Genomic DNA, 20,149 nt, shown 5'->3' with positions numbered 1-20,149 from the left:
ACATGGGGATGTGAGAGGGCCTATCGCAACGCGTCTGGCGGCCCCTGCGTGCTGGCGCGTCGGGATTCGGACGCAGTGGCGGAGGCCAGGCAGGCATGCAGCTGCGACACCACGGCGGAACCCTCGCCGATCGCCGCACCCACCCGCTTGACCGAGTCCGAACGCGCATCGCCGATGGCGAAGACGCCGGGCAGGGTCGTCTCCAACGCGAACGGTGCCCGCTCGGCGGCCGCCCAGGCCTCCGCATGGAGTGGCTGCTCGCCGGGCGCCACGCCCGTGCGCACGAATCCCTTCGCGTCCAGTGCGACACCGCAGCCCGCGAGCCAATCCGTGGCCGGGTCCGCCCCGATGAAGAGGAAGAGATGACGCACTTCGTGCTCCTCCTCCCGCCCGCTGGGCAGGTGCCGCCAGCGCACACTCCGCAGGCCCCGCTCATCCGAGCCCGCCAGCGCCACCACCTCCGTCTCCAGCTGCAACTCGATGCGAGGGGACGCGGTCAGGCGCTCGACGAGGTAGCTGGACATGCTCGCGGCGAGCTCCGGGCCCCGCACGAGCATGCGAACCCGACGCGCGTGGTTCGCGAGGAACACGGCCGCCTGGCCCGCGGAGTTGCCACCGCCGACGAGCACGACCTCCTCGCCGTCGCACATGCGCGCCTCGATGGGGCTGGCCCAGTAGAAGACCCCACGGCCTTCGAACTGGGCGAGGTTCGCGAGCGCGGGGCGGCGGTAGCGTGCGCCGCTGGCCACTACCACGGTCCGCGTGCGCACCTTGCGCCCGTCGGTCAGCTCGAGCGCGAGCGGCGCACCAGGGTCCGCGCAGCGCAGGGTGGCGACCTCCGCCGGAATGGCCATCTCCACGCCGAACTTCTGCGCCTGCACATAGGCGCGCGCGGTGAGCGCCTGACCGGTGATGCCCGTGGGGAACCCCAGATAGTTCTCGATGCGCGAGCTCGCGCCCGCCTGCCCTCCGAAAGCCCGCTGATCCAGGACGAGTACCCGCAGCCCCTCGGAGGCCGCGTACACGGCGGTGGCGAGCCCCGCGGGACCCGCCCCCACCACGGCGACGTCATAGCGCGTCTCGAAGGCACCCTCCGGGAGCAGGCCGAGCGTTCGGGCAAGGGTGCTCTCCGAGGGGTTCTTCAAGACCGAGCCATCGGGGCACACCACGAGCGGGAACTCGTCCACGCGTGGCGCGTAGCGCTCGATCAGCGAGGCCGCCTCGCCCCCCTGCTCCGGGTCCAGCGCGAGGTACGGGTGGCCGTTGCGTGAGAGGAAGCCTTCCAGGCGGACCCTGCCCGCGCTTTCGGGAGGGCCCACCAGGACAGGGCCACCGGCACCGGTCTCGAGAAGGCCCACGCGGCGCAGGATGAGGGCGCGCATGATGCGTTCGCCGAGGTTCGCCTCCGCCACCATCAGCGCGCGCAGCCGGTGCGGGGGGATGACCAGCACCTCCACCTCACCCACCGCGTGAGCGTCGACGAGCGAGGGGCGGCCGGAGAGCTGGGCCACCTCGCCCAGGAACTGTCCCGGGCCCTCCTCCACGATGAGATTCGAGTGCCCCAGGCCATCGCGCCGGGAGATGGCCACGCGGCCCCGGACGAGCACGAACATCCCAGGGCTCGGTTGCCCGGCCGCGACGAGGCACTCCCCATCACGGAAGTGCCGGACCTCACCGAAGCGCAGCATGTGCTCCTGGTCCCGGGCATCCAGGACGGGGAACATCTGGGAGCGGCGCGACTCAAGGTCTGGGGGCAGGGGAGCGGGAATCATGAGCGTGCCCAAAGCATGGGCATGGGACGCACAGGCGACATGAACATGGGCATCGTGCACTTTCGTGCACTGAGCGTCACCCGCTTCCGTGGCCCCCGGATGTGATGGAAGGGCGCTCGCTGTCGGAGGGCAAGAAGCAGCAGAGGCGGCAGCGACGGAGGCAGGCCAAGGCGGACCGGGGACAAGGCAAGCCCCGGTCCGACGACTGGCCAGCGGGCAGGAAGTTGTCCCTGTCCTGGGCCTCCCTCAAGGCCGAGCCCCGCGCCCGTCCAGCCCCTTCGGAACGACCTCCGCCGAAGTAGCGCGACCACGAACCGGAGCCGTTCGCCGGCTTGAGCTACAAGCCGGCGACGGCGAGAGGGGCTGCGACGCCATCGCTCAGCTGCCGGGGAGCGGCGACGTCTCAACGACCAGGTTCGAATTCACAGCCAGGGTTCCGCCCATCTGCAAGGTGATGAATTCCGTCCGCCTCCACCAGCCGTTCGAGGGGTCGTACACACTTCCCTGGAGGGCTACGTCATACCAGCGCTCGGCCGTGGTTCTGTAGGTCGTGTTCGGGGGCAGCTGACCCATCTGCACCGTCAGCGTTGCTTGGAAGCTGCTGTAGGGGGGCACATTGAACACCTGCGAGACCGTGAGCGCCGTGGTTTGCGTCTTGGTCAGGGTCGATGTCTCAGTGCGCGAGTAGGTAAAGCTGGCCTTGAGTGTCCATTCCTGGGTCAGCTCGTTCGAGCCGACACCCACTTTGGCCGAGAGCGAATAGCTCAACTCCATGCCCGCCGTGTACTGATTGGTGACCGTCACCGTTGTTGTCTGTTCGGTCGCGTTGTTGAGCGTGATGGTTTGCGGTTGCACCTCGGGACTGTTGTTCGTCCCAGTCGCTTGGGCGAACAAGCTCTTCCCGCCAGTGTTTGGGACCGTGATGACCACCGGGGCGATGACTTCCTGCTTCGGGATGAGGTTGTTCCAGGAGAAGCTGGAGAGGACGTCGTTGAAGCCCACATCCTTGAAGTTGCTCAACTGCGAGAAGCTGCCCCAAGCCTTGATGTTCTCATAGCTCACCCCCGAGCCGTCGTTGCCGTCGAACAACGAGACCGTCTGTGCGTCATACAGCGAAGGCCAGCGCGCGGAACTCGCGCGATCCTTGATGTACCAGCCATCCAGCGGTTGGAGCTTTGCCGCGTTCCACTCCGAGAGGAACAGCACGGTGCGGTTCCCCTTGAAGTCGGCGGCTTCGTAGAGTTCGACGGCGCCGAGGTTCAGATCGGGCGTGTGCCAGAACCACGCCGAAATGCAGTCGTTCATGTTGCACTGCGTGAGATCCACGGCCTCGGTCCGGCCCGTTCCCACGAGGTCGACCACCCTGCCGCAGTTCTTGAGGTTGAAGACGTTGCCGTCGGCCGGGGCGACAAAGGCGTCCGTCAAGGTCACGACCGTTCCTACCGGAAGATTGAACGCAATCCAGGTCGATTCGTCCTGGATGCTCGTCCCGGAGATGGATTGGCGTTTGTCCTTGGTGTAATCATTGGTGCTGAACGCATAGGACGTACCTCCCCAGCTGGCATCTTTGAAGAGTCTTACGGTGTTGGAGGGCTGAGTGGGAGGCGTGGGCGCCGGAGCGGGAAGCTTCGAAATCGCTGGCATCTGTGCGTTCCTTTGGTGGGCTTGCAGCGGTACAAAAGCTAACGCGCCGGTTATGTCTTGGTCTATTGCCCGACGGTACGGTTGGGTTCAATTGGCACAACCCATAGGCAATGACAAACGTATCGGTGCTGGAAGTTTACACGGAGCCCCGTGCCCCTTGGTGAGGGGCTCTGAATGCCGCCGACTGCCGACGTGGACATTCAAACCACCTACCTGCCACGGCCTGTTCGCACGGCAGGGACAACCAGATCACGAACACGCAGGCCAAGCCTTGGCGACACAGTAGGCCGGCGCCACGGAAAAAAGTGCTGTTGCTCAGGATGACAGGGTTTTGGCGTTCCGCTTCCCAGCGCATCAGCCAGACACACAGCACTTTCAGCGCCGCGCCCTCCGGGCCTTCAGGCGCTGCGAGACGGCCGACTGGGTCATGCGGAGCGACGGCCACGACCTCGCCCGATGCGTGCTTGCCTTCCGCCTGCAACTCGACGTCACGGGTCTCCTACCCCCTGGCGATTCGGTAGGTTTCGCGCAACCTTCGGGCGCCTCCTGGATCAGGTGATCCAGTTTTCCCCACGCCTCTTTCGCGCTCTCCACGAGGACGGAGGAAGACCACCTGCCGTGCCCCGTCCGTGCGGCTCGGTTTCGTGACCATGGGGCGGAAAGGATGGGGAGGGGGACGCGGGCGCGAATCAGCGTATCGGCGGGATGGAAGCCAGGCTGAGGGTAGGGGCTGGAGCGGAGGCGCCGAGGAGGGCCGCAGATATAGGGGCCGCCCGAGCGAGGAAGCGCGCCTGGTACGCCTGCAGTGCGTCCTCAGGCCCCTGCGCGGGCAGGGCTCCACTTTTCTTCAGCAGGCGCAGACCTGGACGCACCGGTGTGTCCGCCGGGGGGAGCGGCTTGGCCCCTGGGCCCCCGGCGGACGCTCCGGCTCAGAGCATGATGTCCTTGAACGCCTTCCCGGGCGGAATCAGCGGGAGGCAGTCCTCGTATGGCGTGACGAGCTCGATGAAGTGCGGTCCCCGGTGGGAGACCGCCCGGTCGAGCACCCGGCGGAGGTCACCGGGCGACTCCACGCGGTCGACATGGGCCTCGGTGAAGCCGTTGCTCCGGGCCAGCGTGGTCCACTGCTTGCCCTGCTTGACGACCCCGGTCTTCCGGCCCTCGTAGAAGTGGTTGTTCCACATCCGCACGATGCCGTACCCGTCGTTGTTGAAGAGCAGCACCTTCACCGGCAGTCCGGACTCCCACGCCGTCTCCAGCTCCGCCTCGGAGAAGCGCAGGCTCCCATCTCCGGCCAGACAGATAACGAGCGCGTCGGGGTCGGCGATCTGCGCCCCGAGCGCCAGCGGGAGCCCGGAGCCCATGCACCCCAGCCCGCTGGACGTGAGGAACTCCGACCCCGGCCGCATCTCCACGTGCTGCGCGGCCCACATCTGATGGCTGCCCACCTCCGTGGTGTAGACCACCCGCTGACCGCTCCGTGCCGTGTGCTCCCGGACCGCCGCGTTGAGCTGCTCCAGCACGAGCTGGCATTGGAGCGCGCCCGGCTGGGCCTTGTAGGTGGACGGGTATTGTTCGCGGACGGCGGCGATCCGCTCATGCCACGCCGCGTAGCCGCGCGGCGCCCCCACGAGCAGGGTGAGCAGCTCGCGCAGGGTGTGCTTGAGGTCCCCCACCACGCCCAGCTTCCGCTCCGGCATCACCTTCTGGACCTGCTCCCGGGCGATGTCGAAATGGATGAGCCGCTTCGCGTGCGGCGCGAAGGTGCCCGTGTTGCTGGTGATGCGGTCGTCGAACCGCGAGCCCAGGGAGATGACCAGGTCCGCGTTGTCGACGATCCAGTTCGGGACGTAGAACCCGTGCATCCCCACCATGCCGTAGCAGTTCGGGTGGGTGCTCGGCAGCGCCGCCTTGCCCGGGAGTGTGTGCACCACGGGGATGGGCGCCAGCTCCAGCAGTTGCAGCAACTCGTTTCGGGCGTCGGCGATCACCACGCCATGGCCGGCGATGATGACCGGCCGCTCGGCCTTGCGCAGGCACGCCATGACCTCTTCCAGCTCCGGCGAAGCGGGCCGCGGCTTCGTCGCGGTGACGGGCGGCGCGTGAGGCGGCGGCGGGGGCTGGCGCTGCTGCTGGAGGTCCCTGGGGAAGTCGATGAGCACCGGGCCAGGACGGCCGTCGAAGGCCACGCGGACCGCGTCGGCCAGCACGTCGGCCGCGTCCTCCAGGCGCTCCAGGTACGCGACCTTCTTCGCCACCGGGGCGGCGACCTCCGTGATGTTGAGCTCCTGGAACGCGTCGGTGTTCCGGGCGGTGCGCGCCACCTGCCCCGTCACCACGAGCAGCGGGATGTTGTCCCGCAGCGCGTCCGACAGGGGGGTGATGAGGTTGGTCGCGCCCGGCCCGGAGGTCGCCGTGACGACGCACAGCTTTCCCGTAAGCTGGGTGTAGCCCATGGCGGCCCAGGCCGCGCCCTGCTCGGTCTGGAAGCACTGGAGCTGGATGCCCGGACTGGCCTCCAGCGCATCGACGAAGTCCATGACCGCGCCGCCGGTGACCGCGAACGCGCGCTCGACTCCCGCGCGCGTGAGGAGCTCCACGAAGGTATCGGAGCCCGTGCTCGATGTGCGTTTCATGGGATGATTGCCTTTCGCGCCGCCGTCAGCCATTCACCACCGCGTAGTGCCCGGGCACGTATTCCTTGTAGTGCTGACGGTGCGGCTCCAGGTCCGCGACGTTGACCGTTTTGATGCTCCAGCGGATCTTGTGCTGGTACGCATCCCGGATCTCCCCCACGTCCTTGCCGTGCAGGCCGGTGTTGTTGGAGCTGCTGACGAAGTCACCCGGCCGCATCAGCACCCGCCCCTTGAGGGCGTGCAGGGCCTCGTTCAGCCTGGTGATGGCCTCCTTGCCCTCGTCCGAGTACGCGATGGTGCGGTTCTCGAAATAGACGAAGTCGACCGCGCCCTGGACGACGGGGTGCATCGCCGCCTGTCCCAGGCGGGAGTCCTTGTCGTTGTACGTGGTGAGGTCGTCGTACGGCGTATAGAAGTTCGGCTCGCGAAGGATGCGCTCGATGTCCGGCCCCAGGTGCTGGAGCAGGTCGCTGTTGCGGACGAAGGTCGTGAAGATCTCGTTCTCCGCGTGGCTGCGCATGCCCAGGATGTTGACGAAGTCCGGCCGGACGAAGTGGTTGGCCAGGTCCTTGTGGAAGCCAATCGGCAGGAGCGTCTTCTGGGACTGGCTCTTGTAGAGGGCCTTCTGCGGGTAGATGTCGTGGACGATGTCGCCCGCGTTCACGTTCGTGTAGCCAATGGACGGCGTGCCCATCAGCTCCGCGTAGGTGATGAGGAAGCCCTCACCGATGAACGTCTTCTTCAGCTCGTACTTGGACTGGACCGGCCGCTCGAAGTCGAAGGGCGGGACGCCCTCGTCGATGGGGCAGTTGGTGAGGAAGTGGAACGGGTGCGCCACCAGGTCCCGTGCCCGGGCCGTGCGGCAGGCGTCGACGAAGCTGTGAGGCACACGCTCCTGCGCGATGAGCTGGCGGACGGCCAGCTGGAACGCGGGAAACGCGGTGTAGGGATTCGCGGTGATGGAGGCGAGGGCCTCGGTGAAACGCTGCTTGTCCTCGGGCGTGAAGTGATAGTCGACAGCGACGGCGGGCTTGAAGGCAGTGGTCATGGCGGTCTACCGGCGTGGGTTTGAGAGGGATTGCGGCGCCAGGGACGCGAGGAGCGCCCGGGGCGTGGGAAGGTGGTGTTCGAGAAGTTCCAGGTAGCGTGCGACCTGCTTCTCCACGACGTCTCGCGGGAAGAGGCTTCCGCAGTAGCGGCAGTCGAGGACCATGCCGTCGCTGTATTCGACCGCGTACCACATGACGTCGAAGCGGACTTCGGTGGGGAGCACCTCGTGCACCGCGCCAGCGGCCCTGAACTCCGGGGCCACCGGCGCCTCGACGTTGAGCGCGCTGAAGAAGGACGTGGTGAGCGCGAAGCTGTCCGCGCCAGGATCGAAGCCGAGATCCGCCAGGATCCTGTCGTTCTGGTAGCTCTGGTGTTGCATCGCGGAAAGGAGCGCGAACTGTACCTTGGCGGCGCAAGAGGCGAAGGTGTCGCCGTCCTCCAGCCGGACGCGAAGCATCACCAGGTTGATGGCCAGACCGATGAGTGATGGGAAGTGATTGGCGTCACGCCCGTTGACCGGCGTGCCAATGATGATGTCGCGGCTGCCCTCCTGGTCGTGGATGAGCGTGAAGAAGCCGGTGAGGAGCAAGACGAAGGGGCTCACGCCGAGCACTCCGGCCGCGTGCTTGACCTGATCCCACAGCGGCCCCGGGAGCAGGACCCGATACGCGGCCCCCGTCCGGTCCGTGCCGGCCTCCGGGTGGACGAAGTCCGCGAACGGGACGGGCGGGAGCGGCGGCGCGAGGTGCTCCAGCCAGTAGCGCCGGTCCGGCTCGAAGGCACCTTGCGCGAGCAGTCGGTTCTGCCACTCGGAGAAGTCCTTGTACTGGAGCTTCAGCGGTTCGAGCGTGCTGGGGCTCCCGGTCAGGCACTCCACATAGAGGGCGGCCAGCTCCTGGCGCATGAGGAACAGCGACCAGCCGTCCACGATGAGGTGGTGGCCCGTCATGAACAGCAGGGACTGCCCTTCGCCAGCTTGGACGAGGTGCGCGCGCAGCAGTGGCGCGGCTTCAAGATTGAACAGGCGGTTCGCCTCTCCTCGGCGGATGTCGGCGAGCGCGCTCGCCCGGTGCTCTGGCGCGAGCCGCGTCAGGTCGGTGACGGTCAGGACGCAGCGCGCTTCACTTGCGACTACCTGCACGCGCTCGCCACCTTCCATCGGGAAGGCGGTGCGGAGGCTTTCGTGGCGCGCGATGAGGAGGTTGATCGCGCGTTCGATGGGCTCCGCCAGGAGCGCTCCGCCGAGCGGGACCGCGGCGGAGATGTTGGACCAGGTCCGCTGCGGGTCGCGGACGTAGTCGCGCCAGTACCTTCGCTGCGAGGGTGAGAGCGGATACGAGGCGCGTGGCGGAACCAGGACCGGCGGCTCCACGACGTCGGCGGCAAGGGGGCCCAGGGTGTCTCCCGCCGGCGTGGACGCGAAGGGCAGGGTGTCGCCCCTCGCGCGCAGGGCGGCTTCAACGTGCTGGGCCAGCGCGGCGGTGGTGGGCCCCTCGAACAACGCTCGCAGTGGCACGTCGATGCCGAAGGCGGTGCGCACCCGGCCGAGCACCTTCATGGCCAGCAGGGAGTGGCCCCCGAGCGCGAAGAAGCTGTCGAAGACGCCCACGCGCGGCACGCTGAGCAGCTCCGCCCAGAGGGCCACGAGCGTCTCTTCCACCGGTGTGCGGGGCCCCACGAAGGCTCGCTCCGGGTCGGCGGAGGCCAGGTCGGGCGGCGGCAGGGCCTTGCGGTCCACCTTGCCGTTGGACGAGAGGGGCAGGGCGGGAAGCTCCACGAACGCCGCTGGCACCATGAACTCCGGCAGCTTGCCTTGCAGGTAGCTCCGCAGCTCACCTGCTCCGGGCAGCGTCCCTTCGTGCGCCACCAGGTAGGCCACCAATCGCTTTTCGCCGGGCACGTCCTCTCGCGCGAGCACCACCACTTCGCGAATCGACGGGTGCCGTCCGAGCTGCTCCTCGATTTCTCCCAGCTCGATGCGGAAGCCGCGGAGCTTCACCTGATGGTCGAGCCGGCCCAGGAACTCCAGGTTGCCGTCGGGCCTGACCCGGACGAGGTCGCCTGTCTTGTAGAGCCTTGCTCGCGGATCCGCCGAGAACGGATGGGGAACGAAGGCGCCCGCTGTGAGCTCCGGCCGGTTCAGGTAGCCGCGCGCCAGACCGTCGCCGCCGAGATACAGCTCCCCCGCGACGCCGACGGGCACGGGGCGCGCATGGCGGTCGAGGACGTATGCCTCTGTATTGGCGATGGGCCTTCCGAGCGGAATGGACGTGACGCCATCCGCTTCGGTGATGGTGTGGCAACAGGCGAACGTCGTGCTCTCCGTGGGGCCATAGCCATTGATGAGCCGTACCCCGGGGAGGACCTCCAGCGCCCGCTTCACGTGGGGCACCGACAGCGCCTCACCGCCCACCAGGAGCTGGCGCAAGGGCCGCAGCACCTCGGGTTGTGCGTCCATCACCGCGTTGAAGAGGCTGGCGGTGAGCCAGAGCGTCGTCACGCCCTCGCGCCGCACGACCTCGCCAATCGTCGCCAACGTCGGTCGCTCGACGGGAAACACGACCAGCCGGCCACCATTCAGCAGCGGCCCCCAGAGTTCGAAGGTCGAGGCGTCGAAGGAGAGTGAGGCCAGGTGGAGGAATGTCTCTGTCTCGGAGAAGTGCGCGTAGCGCGTCTCCTTGACGAGCCGGACAACGCCCCGGTGCACCACGCAGACACCCTTCGGGCGTCCGGTCGAACCGGAGGTGTAGACCACATACGCCAGACTTTCTGGCCCGGCCCCGCTCACCGGCGCGGGGATGCTCTCGCCAGCCATGGAACTCAGGCCCTCGTCCAGGAGGAGCACCTGGGGACGGCGCGCGGGAAGCCGCTCGACGAGATGGCGCTGCGTGAGCAGCAGGGGCGTGCCCGTGTCCTCCAGCATGAAGGCGAGGCGCTCCTCGGGGTAGTTCGGGTCCAGCGGCAGATACGCGCCGCCGGCCTTGAGGATTCCGAGCAGCCCCACCACCAACTCCAGGGAGCGTTCGACGCACAGGCCCACCAACACCTCGGGCCCCACGCCCATGGAGCGCAGGTGGTGCCCAAGCTGGTTGGCCCGCTGATCCAGCTCCCGGTAGGTGAGCCGCTGGTCCTCGAATACCACCGCCACCGCGTCCGGGGTCTTCTTCGCCTGGGCTTCAAACAGCTCGTGGATGCAGTGCTCGCGCGGGAAGTCCGTCCGTGTCTGATTGAAGGTCCGCACCAGTTGGAGGTGCTCTGCCTCTGTCAGCAAAGGCAGCCGCGAGACGGACTGCTCCGGTTCAGCCACAATCCCTTTCAGCAGTGTCTGGTAGTGGCCCGCCAGCCGCTCCACCGTCTCCGCGTCGAAGAGGTCGGTGTTGTATTCCAGCGAGCCCTTCAGCCCGTCCGCCGTCTCTTCCAGGAAGAGCGTCAGCTCGAACTTCGCCACCGTCTGCGCGACGGGCATGGGCGTGAGCTTCGCCTCGCCCAAGGACAGCTCCGGCATGGGTGCGTTCTGGAGGACGAACATCACCTGGAAGAGGGGCGAGCGACTCAGGTCGCGCGCGGGGGCCAGCTCCTCCACCAGCTTCTCGAAGGGGACGTCCTGGTGGACGTAGGCGCCCAGCGTCACCTCGCGCACGCGCTTGAGCAGCTCCCGGAAGCTGGGCTCGCCGCTCAAGTCGGTGCGCAGCACCAGCGTGTTGACGAAGAAGCCGATGAGTCCTTCTGTCTCCGCGCGAGTGCGGCCGGCGATGGGAGAGCCAACGACGATGTCGTCCTGCCCGCTGTGCCGGTGCAGGAGCACCTGGAAGGCCGCGAGCAGCGTCATGAAGAGGGTGCTGCCTTCGCGACGGCTCAGTGCCGCGAGCGCAGAGGACAGCTCACGGGGCAGGGCCACCGGCAGCACGCTTCCTCGGTGCGAGCGCACCGAAGGGCGCGGCCGGTCCGTGGGAAGTTCCAACGCGGGCGGCGCTCCAGCCAGGTGCTGCTTCCACCAGGAGAGTTCCGCCTTCAGCACTTCGCCCGACAGCCACTGCCGCTGCCAGAGGGCATAGTCGGCGTACTGAATGGGCAATGCGGGAAGTGAGGCGGCATGGCCCGCATGGAGTGCGCCGAGTTCCCGGATCAGCACTCCCAGCGACCAACCGTCCGAGACGATGTGATGCAGCGTCAGCAGCAGCACGTGCTCCTGCTCCGAACGCTTGAGCAGCGTGGCCCGGAGCAGTGGCCCGTGGGCGAGGTCGAAGGGCGTCTCCGCCTCCTGCTTCGCCAGCCGTTGCACCTCTGCCTGCCAGGCGGCTTCCTCCGGCGTGTGCAACTCCACGACTTTCAGGCGCAGCGCCAACTCGGAGGCAATGGCCTGATGCGGCTGTCCTTCGATGTTGGGGAAGGTGGTGCGCAGCGCTTCATGGCGTTGCACCAGCGCCTGGAGCGCCTGCTCCAGCGCGCTCGCATTGAGCGGCCCGGACAGGTGCACGGCCGTGGGGACGTTGTAGAGGGGGCTGTCGGGCTCCAGTCGGTCGAGCAGCCACAACCGCTGCTGGGCGAAGGAGAGCGGCAGCAATCCCTCACGAGGCGCGGGGACGAGCGCTGGAGCGGCGGGGGATGCCCCGGCGCGCATGGCGGCTTCGACGAGCGCAGCCACTGCGGCGACGGTGGGCGTTTCGAACAGGGCACGCAGCGGCACATCGACGCCGAAGGCGATGCGCACCCGGCCGAGCACCTGCATCGCCAGCAGCGAGTGGCCTCCGAGGTCGAAGAAGCTGTCGAAGAGGCTCACGCGGGGCACGCGAAGCACCTGCGCCCAGACGGTGGCCAGCACCTCTTCCACCGGCGTGCGGGGGCCCACGAAGTCGCGTGCCAGGTCCGCCGAAGCGAGGTCCGGCGGCGGCAGGGCCTTGCGGTCCACCTTGCCGTTGGGCGTCAGCGGCAGGACTGGAAGCGCCACGAATGCCGTCGGCACCATGTAGTCCGGAAGCCTGCCCTGAAGGTGGCTTCGCAGCTCGCCCAGGCCGGGCAGGGGCGTCTCGTGTCCCACCACGTAGGCCACGAGACGTTTCTCACCCGGCGCATCTTCCCGCGCGATCACCACGGCCTGCCGCACGGAGGGGTGCTGCGACAGGATGGATTCGATTTCCCCCAGCTCGATGCGGAAGCCCCGGAGCTTCACCTGATGGTCGGCGCGGCCCAGGTACTCCAGGTTGCCATCCGGCAGCCAGCGGCAGAGGTCCCCGGTCTTGTACAGGCGTGCGTCCGGCTCATCGCTGAACGGGTCCGGGCGGAATCTCTCCGCGGTCAGCGCGGGACGGTTCCGGTAGCCACGCCCCACTCCCGCTCCTCCGATGTAAAGCTCGCCAGGGACGTTGAGCGGAACCGGTTGCAGCCGCGCATCGAGCACATAGAGCCGTGTGTTCGCGATGGGGCGGCCGATGGGAACGGGACCGGTCTTTGCCACATCGGCGGGCGCCTCGTAGATGCAGCAGCCGACGACGGTCTCCGTGGGACCGTATTCGTTGATGAGCCGGGTCGCGGGCGCGGAGCGCTGGAAGAAGGACAGCGCTTCCCACGACAGGGCCTCGCCGCCGATGACGAGGGCGCGTGCTCGGCCCGCTGCCCGCTCGGGTCGTAGGAGACGAGGAATCAGTTCGAGGTGCGCCGGGGTGAGCTTGACGAGGCTGAAGTCGTCGTGGCGGTCGAGCGCATCCACGAGCACGTCGATTCCATCACGCTCGGGCAGGAGCACCACCGGCTGTCCGACCAGCAGCGGGGAGAACAGGCCGGTGATGGTGAGATCGAAGCTGATGGAGGAATGGACGGGAGCGCCCCGCCCATTGACGACGTCATAGGCCTGGGTGCACCAGGCCAGGTAGTTGACGAGCCCGCGGTGGGGGATCATCACGCCATTCGGTTTGCCCGTCGAACCCGAGGTGTAGATGACGTAGGCCAGACCTTCTGGCCCACCTCCGCTCTCTGGCTTGTCCATTCGCTCGCGGGCGATGTGCTCCCAATCCGTATCCAGCAAGAGCGTCCGGGCCCGGTGCTTCGGGAGTCCATCAACGCGCTGCCGCTGCGTGAGGAGGATGGGCGTACCGGAGTCCTCCAGCATGAAGGCGAGGCGCTCCTCGGGGTAGCTCGGGTCCAGTGGCAGATACGCGCCCCCTGCCTTGAGGATTCCAAGCAGCCCCACCACCAGCTCCAGGGAGCGTTCGACGCACAGGCCCACCAGCACCTCGGGCCCCACGCCCATGGAGCGCAGGTGGTGTCCAAGCTGGTTGGCCCGCTGATCCAGCTCCCGGTAGGTGAGCCGCTGGTCCTCGAATACCACGGCCACCGCGTTCGGGGTTTTCTTCGCCTGGGCTTCGAACAGCTCGTGGATGCAGCGCTCACGCGGGAAGTTGGTTTGCGTCTGATTGAAGGCCCGCACCAGTTGGTGGTGCTCCGGCTCCGTCAGCAAAGGCAGCCGCGAGACGGACTGCTCCGGTTCGGCCACAATCCCTTCCAGCAGCGTCTGGTAGTGGCCCGCCAGCCGCTCCACCGTCCCCGCGTCGAAGAGGTCGGTGTTGTATTCCAGCGAGCCCTTCAGTCCGTCCGCCGTCTCTTCCAGGAAGAGCGTCAGCTCGAACTTCGCCACCGTCTGCGCGACGGGCATGGGTGTGAGCTTCGCCTCGCCCAGGGACAGCTCCGGCATGGGGGCGTTCTGGAGGACGAACATCACCTGGAAGAGGGGCGAGCGGCTCAGGTCGCGCGCGGGGGCCAGCTCCTCCACCAGCTTCTCGAAGGGGACGTCCTGGTGGACGTAGGCGCCCAGCGTCACCTCGCGCACGCGCTTGAGCAGCTCCCGGAAGCTGGGCTCGCCGCTCAAGTCGGTGCGCAGCACCAGCGTGTTGACGAAGAAGCCGATGAGTCCTTCGGTCTCCGCGCGAGTGCGGCCGGCGATGGGAGAGCCGACGACGATGTCGTCCTGCCCGCTGTGCCGGTGCAGGAGCACCTGGAAGGCCGCGAGCAGCGTCATGAAGAGGGTGCTGCCTTCGCGACGGCTCAGCGCCGCGAGCGCAGAGGACAGCTCGCGGGGCAGGGCCACCGGCAGCACGCTTCCTCGGTGCGAGCGCACCGAAGGGCGCGGCCGGTCCGTGGGAAGTTCCAACGCGGGCGGCGCTCCAGCCAGGTACTGCTTCCACCAGGAGAGTTCCGCCTTCAGGACTTCGCCCGACAGCCACTGCCGCTGCCAGAGGGCGTAGTCGGCGTACTGGATGGGCAATGCGGGAAGCGATGAGGCGCGGCCTTGCGAAGCGGCTTCGTACAGCGCCGCCACCTCACGGACCAGCACACCCAAAGACCAGCCATCGGAGACGATGTGGTGCAGCGTGAGCAACAGCACGTGCTCCTGCTCCGAACGCTTGAGCAGCGTGGCCCGGAGCAGCGGCCCACGGGCGAGGTCGAAGGGCGTCTCCGCCTCCTGCTTCGCCAACCGTTGCACCTCTGCCTGCCAGGCGGCTTCCTCCGGCGTGTGCAGCTCCACCACTTTCAGGCGCGGCGCCAGCTCGGGGGCGATGGCCTGATGCGGCTGTCCTTCGATGCTGGGGAAGATGGTGCGCAGTGCTTCATGGCGTTGCACCAGCGCCTGGAGCGCCTGCTCCAGCGCGATCGCATTGAGCGGCCCCGACAGGTTCACGGCGGCGGGGACGTTGTAGAGGGGGCTGTCGGGATCCAGGCGGTCAAGCAGCCACAACCGCTGCTGGGCGAAGGAGAGCGGCAGCAATCCCTCACGAGGCGCGGGGACGAGCGCTGGCGCGGTGGGGACCGTCCCGGCGCGCATGGCCGCTTCGACGAGCGCGGCCACTGCGGCGACGGTGGGTGTCTCGAACAACGCGCGCAGCGGCACATCGACACCGAAGGCGGTGCGCACCCGGCCGAGCACCTGCATCGCCAGCAGCGAGTGACCTCCGAGGTCGAAGAAGCTGTCGAAGAGGCTCACGCGGGGCACGCGGAGCACCTGCGCCCAGACGGTGGCCAGCACCTCTTCCACCGGCGTGCGGGGGGCCACGAAGTCGCGTGCCAGGTCCGCCGAAGTCAGGTCCGGCGGCGGCAGGGCCTTGCGGTCCACCTTGCCATTGGGCGTCACGGGAAGAACCGGAAGCTCCACGAACGCCCCTGGCATCATGAAGTCCGGGAGCTTGCCTCGCAGGTGGCTGCGCAGCCCACCTGCGCCGGGAGACTGCCCTTCGCGTGGCACCACGTACGCCACGAGCTGCTTGTCCCCAGGAGCGTCCTCGCGTGCCAGCACCACCGCGTCACGAACCGACGGGTGCTGCGCGAGCACGCTCTCGATCTCGGCAAGCTCGATGCGGAAGCCTCGAATCTTCACCTGATGGTCGGCGCGCCCGAGGAACTCGAGGACACCGTCCGCGCGGTAGCGCACCAGATCGCCAGTGCGGTAGAGGCGCGCTCCGGCTTCGGGGCCGAACGCGTCGGGGATGAAGCGCTCCGCCGTCAGGTCCGGTCGGTGCGCGTAACCCCGGCCGAGCCCTCGACCCCCGATGTAGAGCTCGCCGGGCACGCCGATCGGTACGGGCTGGAGGTGCGGGTCGAGCACGTAGACGCGCACCCCCGGGAGCGGGCGACCGATGGGGGGCGGCTGCATTCCCTCCGACGCCTGGATGGGACTCCAGGTCGCGAGGATGGCCGCCTCGGTCGGACCGTAGTGGTTGGTGAAACGGAACGGCGGCGCGTGCCTCGGGGCGCGTTGCACCTTGTCGGATCCGGTGAGCAACGCACGGAGCGGGAATCCCGCCGGGAGCGCTCCCTCGACGATGGCCTCGGCGAGGACCGGCGGCAGGTGCGCGAGCGTGATGGCCTCTCGCTGGAACCACTCCACCAGCCGCGCCGACGAGAACCGCGTCTCCTCGTCCACGATGTGCACCGACGCGCCCACCGAGAGCGCGGGCCACAGCTCCAGCCCGCAGGCGTCGAAGCCCATCACCGCCTGCTGCGCGACCCGATCCGCAGGAACGACGGCGTACTCCTTCACGAACCAGCGGACCAGGTTGGTCAGCCCGCCGTGCCGGTTCTCCACCCCCTTGGGCCGTCCCGAGGAGCCGGAGGTGTAGATGACATAGGCGAGGTTGTCGCGCTGGACGCCGGTCGCCGGAGCGTCGCCACTCCGCGCGGCGATGGCGACCCGGTCATCGTCGAGAAAGACGATGCGCGGTGCCGCGGCGCGCACCGTCTCACGCAGCCGCCCCATGGTGACGAGCACGGGCGACCGGGCATCTTCGAGCATGAAGGACAGCCGGTCCGCAGGATAGGTCGGGTCGAGCGGCAGATACGCTCCGCCCGCCTTGAGGATCCCCAAGAGCCCCACCACCAGCTCCACCGAACGCTCCATGCACAGCCCGACCCGCACCTCCGGGCCCACCCCCAGCCCCCGCAGGTGGTGCGCGAGCTGATTCGCTCGACGGTTGAGTTCGCCATAGGTGAGTCGCTGCGCCCCGAAGCTCACCGCCAGGGCCCCGGGCGCCGTCCGGGCCTGAGCCTCGAACAGCTCGTGGAGGCAGACGTCCCTGGGCTGCTCCGCCGCCGTCTCGTTCCACTCGCTCAGCAGCCGGTGTCGCTCCCCGGCGGTCAGGAGCGACAGCTCCGACACCCGCCGCCGCGGTGCCTCCACGAGCCCCTCCACCAGCCGCTGGAAGTGCCCCGCCATCCGTTCGATCGTCGCCGCATCGAACAGGTCGGTCGCGTACTCGATGGCCGCGGAGAGTCCTCCGTTCGTCTCCACCATCGAGAGGCCGAGGTCGAACTTCGCCGTGCCCGGCACTCCGCCATCCGGCCGCTGGAGCACGGGCGTCCACGTGAGTCCCGGGAGGGCCAGCTCGGGAAAGGGCACGTTCTCCAGCACGAAGCCCGCGCGGAAGAGCGGGTTGAGGTCCTGTCCCCGGGGCGCCCCGACGGCGCTCACCACCTGATCGAAGGGCACTTCCTGGTGACGGAGCGCGCCTTCGACGACACCGCGAAGCCTGCGCATCAGCACGCTGCCCTCCGGATCGCCGGACAGGTCGCAGCGGAGGACGAGCGTGTTCACGAAGAAGCCCACCACGTCGCGCAGCTCACGCCGATCGCGCCCCGCGGTGACGGTGCCAATCCCGAAGTCCGCCTGCTGGTGGGAGTAGCGATGCAGCAGCGTGGCCCAGGCCGTCAGGAGCGCGACGTACAGCGTGCAGGACTCGCGGCGCGCCAGGTCCTTCAATGCCGACGTGAGCCCCGCCGGCAGCGCGAAGGCGTACGCGTCACCCGCATGGGTCGTTCCACGGCCAGGTGTCCGGGGCGTCGGGAAGTCCAGCCGGGGCAGCCCCGCGAGCTTCTGCTTCCACCACGCCACCGAACGTCGGGCGTCCTCTCCCTGGAGCCACGCGTCCTGCCAGCGGACGTAGTCGGCGTAGCGCACCGGAAGCTCCGCGAGCGTCCGGGGCGAGCCTGTGCGGAAGCCCTCGTACAGCTCGGCCAGCTCGCGGGCGAAGACACCAATGGACCACGCGTCGGTGATGATGTGGTGCTGCGTGAGCAGGAGCACGTGCTCCGCGTCCCTGAGCGCCACCAGGGTGAGCCGCACCAGTGGCCCCCGGGTGAGATCGAAGGGAGCCGTGGCGTGCTCCTCCGAGAGCCGGGCCAGCTCCGCCTGCCGCTTCTCCAGGGGGAGGTCGCGCAGATCAACGACGGGCAGCGCCAGGAGGGCAGGGCCGGAGATGACGAGTCCCGGCCGGCCTTCCGACTCGGGGAAGGTGGCCCGCAGCATCGGGTGGCGCGTGACGAGCGCGTTCAGGCTCCTGCGCAGCGCGCCCGCGTCGAGGGCGCCCTTCATGGAGAGCCCGGCGTGGATGTTGTACAGCGCGCTGCCGGGCGCCAGCCGGTCGAGCACGAGCAGTCGCGCCCCGCCCGCCGACAGGGGACCCGGCTCCGTCTCCAACTGCTCCGAGCGGGAGATGGGCACCGGCTGCCCCTGCTCCGTGCTCCCCTCCAGGTGCCGCAGCAGCGCGGTGAGGCTCGGCTGCTCATACAGCAGGGCGGGGGAGACCGGCCGGTCCAGACGGGTCTCCAGGTCTCCAGACAGGCCCACGAGGTCCTTGGAGTCCATCCCGTAGTGGGCGAACGGCTGCCCCGGATCAATTGCCCCCACGGGCGTGCCGGTGAGCGCGGCGATCCTCGCGAACAGCCAGGCTTCCAGTCCCTGCGCCGCCGCGTCCTCCGGTGACGGCTCGACCCTCGCCGGGGCGAACGCCACCTCCGACACGAGCGAGAGCGTTCCTTCCACGAAGGCGTTGCGGCACGCGTGGCGCTGCACCTTGCCGCTCGTCGTCTTCGGCAGCGTCCGCGATTGCAGGAGCGCCACCGCGTGCACGACGACCCCGTGCTCCGCCGCCACCGCCTCCCGGATCGCCGCCGCGACCTCGGCCGCTGGCGTGCCAGCGCGCTCGTCCACCTCCGCGACGACGACGAGCTGCTCCTCGCCCGCCACCTCCAGCCCGAACGCCGCGGCACACCCCTGCCGCACCGCCGTGTGGGCCTGCTCGGCGGTCAGCTCCACATCCTGCGGGTACAGGTTGCGCCCACGCACGATGATCAGGTCCTTGAGCCGCCCCGTGACGAACAGCGCGCCCCCGTGCTGGAAGCCCAGGTCGCCCGTCCGCAGGAAGGGCCCCTCACCCGTGTCCGCGATCCGCGCCTCGAACGTCTTCGCGGTCGCCTCCGGGTTGTTCCAGTAGCCCCGCGCCACGCTCGGCCCGGAGACCCAGATCTCCCCCACCGAGTCATCGCCCGCACGCCGTCCGCTCACCGGGTCGACGATGGCCACCCGCTGCTCCAGCCAGGTGTGCCCGCAGCCCACCAGCGTGCGCGCGCCGTGCGACTCCTCCGCCAGGGGCACCACGCGCCCCTGCTCCAGTGCCGGCACGTCGAGCGAGACGACGACGGGGGGCGCCGCGGCCTTCACCGGCCCGGTCACGAACAGCGTGGACTCGGCGAGCCCGTAGCACGGGTAGAAGACCTCCCTGCGGAAGCCATGCGCCGCGAAGGCCGCCGCGAAGCGCTCGAGCGTCGCCGTGCGCACCGGCTCCGCCCCGTTGAAGGCCACGTCCCAGCTCGACAGGTCCAGCCCGGCGCGCTCCGCCTCCGTGACCTTTCGCACGCACAGGTCGTAGGCGAAGTTCGGCCCGCCGCTCGTCGTCCCCCGGAAGGTGGAGATGGCGCGCAGCCAGCGCGACGGGCGCTGCAGGAAGGCCAGCGGAGACATCAGCGTGCACGGCATGCCGATGTAGAGCGGCTGCAGCACGTTCCCGATGAGTCCCATGTCGTGGTAGAGCGGCAGCCAACCGACGCCGCTGCTCCCCTCGATGGAGTGGCCGAAGCCCTGCTTGAGCATCCGCTCGTTGTGCAGGAGGTTGTCGTGGGTGATGACGACGCCCTTCGGCGTCCCGGTAGACCCCGACGTGTACTGCAGGAACGCGACGCCCGAGGTCGCGAGCGCCGGACGTCGCCAGGCGTCCGCCTCGTCGTCGGGCACCGCATCCGACGCCACCCACTGGAGCTCTCCCAGCTCCGGCGCCATGGGATGCAGCGCCTCGGCCATCCCCGCGATGGCCGCCGTGGTGAGCACCAGCCGCGCGTCACAGTCCCGAGCGATGGCGCGGAGCCGGCCCAGCGTCCGCTCCAGACGACCTGGATCCGGCGGGTAGGCAGGGGCGGCAATCACGCCCGAGGCGAGGCATCCCAGGAACGCCACCACGAAGTCGAGCCCCGGCGGGTACAGCAGCAGCGCCCGTTCTCCCGTGGCCCCGGCGCGTTGCAGGGCCGCCGCCACCGCGCGCACCCGGCGGTCCAGCTCCGCCCACGTCAGCGTCTCCACCGGCCCGTCGGAGTCGCCGGTCGTCAGGTAGCGGTAGGCGAGCCGATGGGGCTGCGCAGCGGCATGCAACTCCAGATGGCCGCTGATCGACGTGGGGGTACGCATGCCCGCAACACTAAACGTTGCGAACCAAACGTGAATACACAGAAATG

The 20,149-nt window shown here is 68.8% G+C and carries 5 protein-coding genes; all 5 read right to left on the bottom strand.

Annotation, left to right across the window (positions count from 1 at the left end; genetic code table 11):
* Nucleotides 1–20 precede the first annotated feature (20 nt).
* The 5 genes from D7X74_RS44980 to D7X74_RS08320 all read right to left on the bottom strand — a co-directional run bounded on the left by D7X74_RS44980 (nucleotide 21) and on the right by D7X74_RS08320 (nucleotide 20,102).
* Entirely contained in the window at nucleotides 21–1,724 is a 1,704-nt protein-coding gene (locus tag D7X74_RS44980; RefSeq protein ID WP_304984910.1) for a cyclic nucleotide-binding domain-containing thioredoxin-disulfide reductase, read from the bottom strand.
* Nucleotides 1,725–2,150: 426 nt separating this feature from the next.
* Nucleotides 2,151–3,416 carry an ETX/MTX2 family pore-forming toxin gene (locus D7X74_RS08340; protein ID WP_120532390.1) on the bottom strand — a complete coding sequence of 422 codons (1,266 nt, stop codon included), beginning with the start codon at nucleotides 3,414–3,416 and terminating at the stop codon, nucleotides 2,151–2,153.
* 929 nt (nucleotides 3,417–4,345) lie between these two features.
* Nucleotides 4,346–6,052 carry a thiamine pyrophosphate-binding protein gene (locus D7X74_RS08330; RefSeq protein ID WP_158622197.1) on the bottom strand — a complete coding sequence of 569 codons (1,707 nt, stop codon included), beginning with the start codon at nucleotides 6,050–6,052 and terminating at the stop codon, nucleotides 4,346–4,348.
* A 25-nt stretch (nucleotides 6,053–6,077) separates the two neighbouring features.
* Nucleotides 6,078–7,100 carry a hypothetical protein gene (locus D7X74_RS08325; protein WP_120532387.1) on the bottom strand — a complete coding sequence of 341 codons (1,023 nt, stop codon included), beginning with the start codon at nucleotides 7,098–7,100 and terminating at the stop codon, nucleotides 6,078–6,080.
* A 6-nt stretch (nucleotides 7,101–7,106) separates the two neighbouring features.
* Entirely contained in the window at nucleotides 7,107–20,102 is a 12,996-nt protein-coding gene (locus D7X74_RS08320; protein WP_120532386.1) for a non-ribosomal peptide synthase/polyketide synthase, read from the bottom strand.
* Between the last annotated feature and the right edge of the window lie 47 nt (nucleotides 20,103–20,149).

The sequence above is a fragment of the Corallococcus sp. CA047B genome (assembly GCF_003612065.1).
Lineage (GTDB): Bacteria > Myxococcota > Myxococcia > Myxococcales > Myxococcaceae > Corallococcus > Corallococcus praedator.
Note: the sequence above shows the minus strand (reverse complement) of the source record. Positions and strands in the feature narration are given on the sequence as shown.

Bases quoted from the DNA above. Each gene is read 5' to 3' on its own strand.
- D7X74_RS08330 (WP_158622197.1), bottom strand. From the start codon at position 6,052: ATGAAACGCACATCGAGCACGGGCTCCGATACCTTCGTGGAGCTCCTC.
- D7X74_RS44980 (WP_304984910.1), bottom strand. From the start codon at position 1,724: ATGTTCCCCGTCCTGGATGCCCGGGACCAGGAGCACATGCTGCGCTTC.
- D7X74_RS08325 (WP_120532387.1), bottom strand. From the start codon at position 7,100: ATGACCACTGCCTTCAAGCCCGCCGTCGCTGTCGACTATCACTTCACG.
- D7X74_RS08340 (WP_120532390.1), bottom strand. From the start codon at position 3,416: ATGCCAGCGATTTCGAAGCTTCCCGCTCCGGCGCCCACGCCTCCCACT.
- D7X74_RS08320 (WP_120532386.1), bottom strand. From the start codon at position 20,102: ATGCGTACCCCCACGTCGATCAGCGGCCATCTGGAGTTGCATGCCGCT.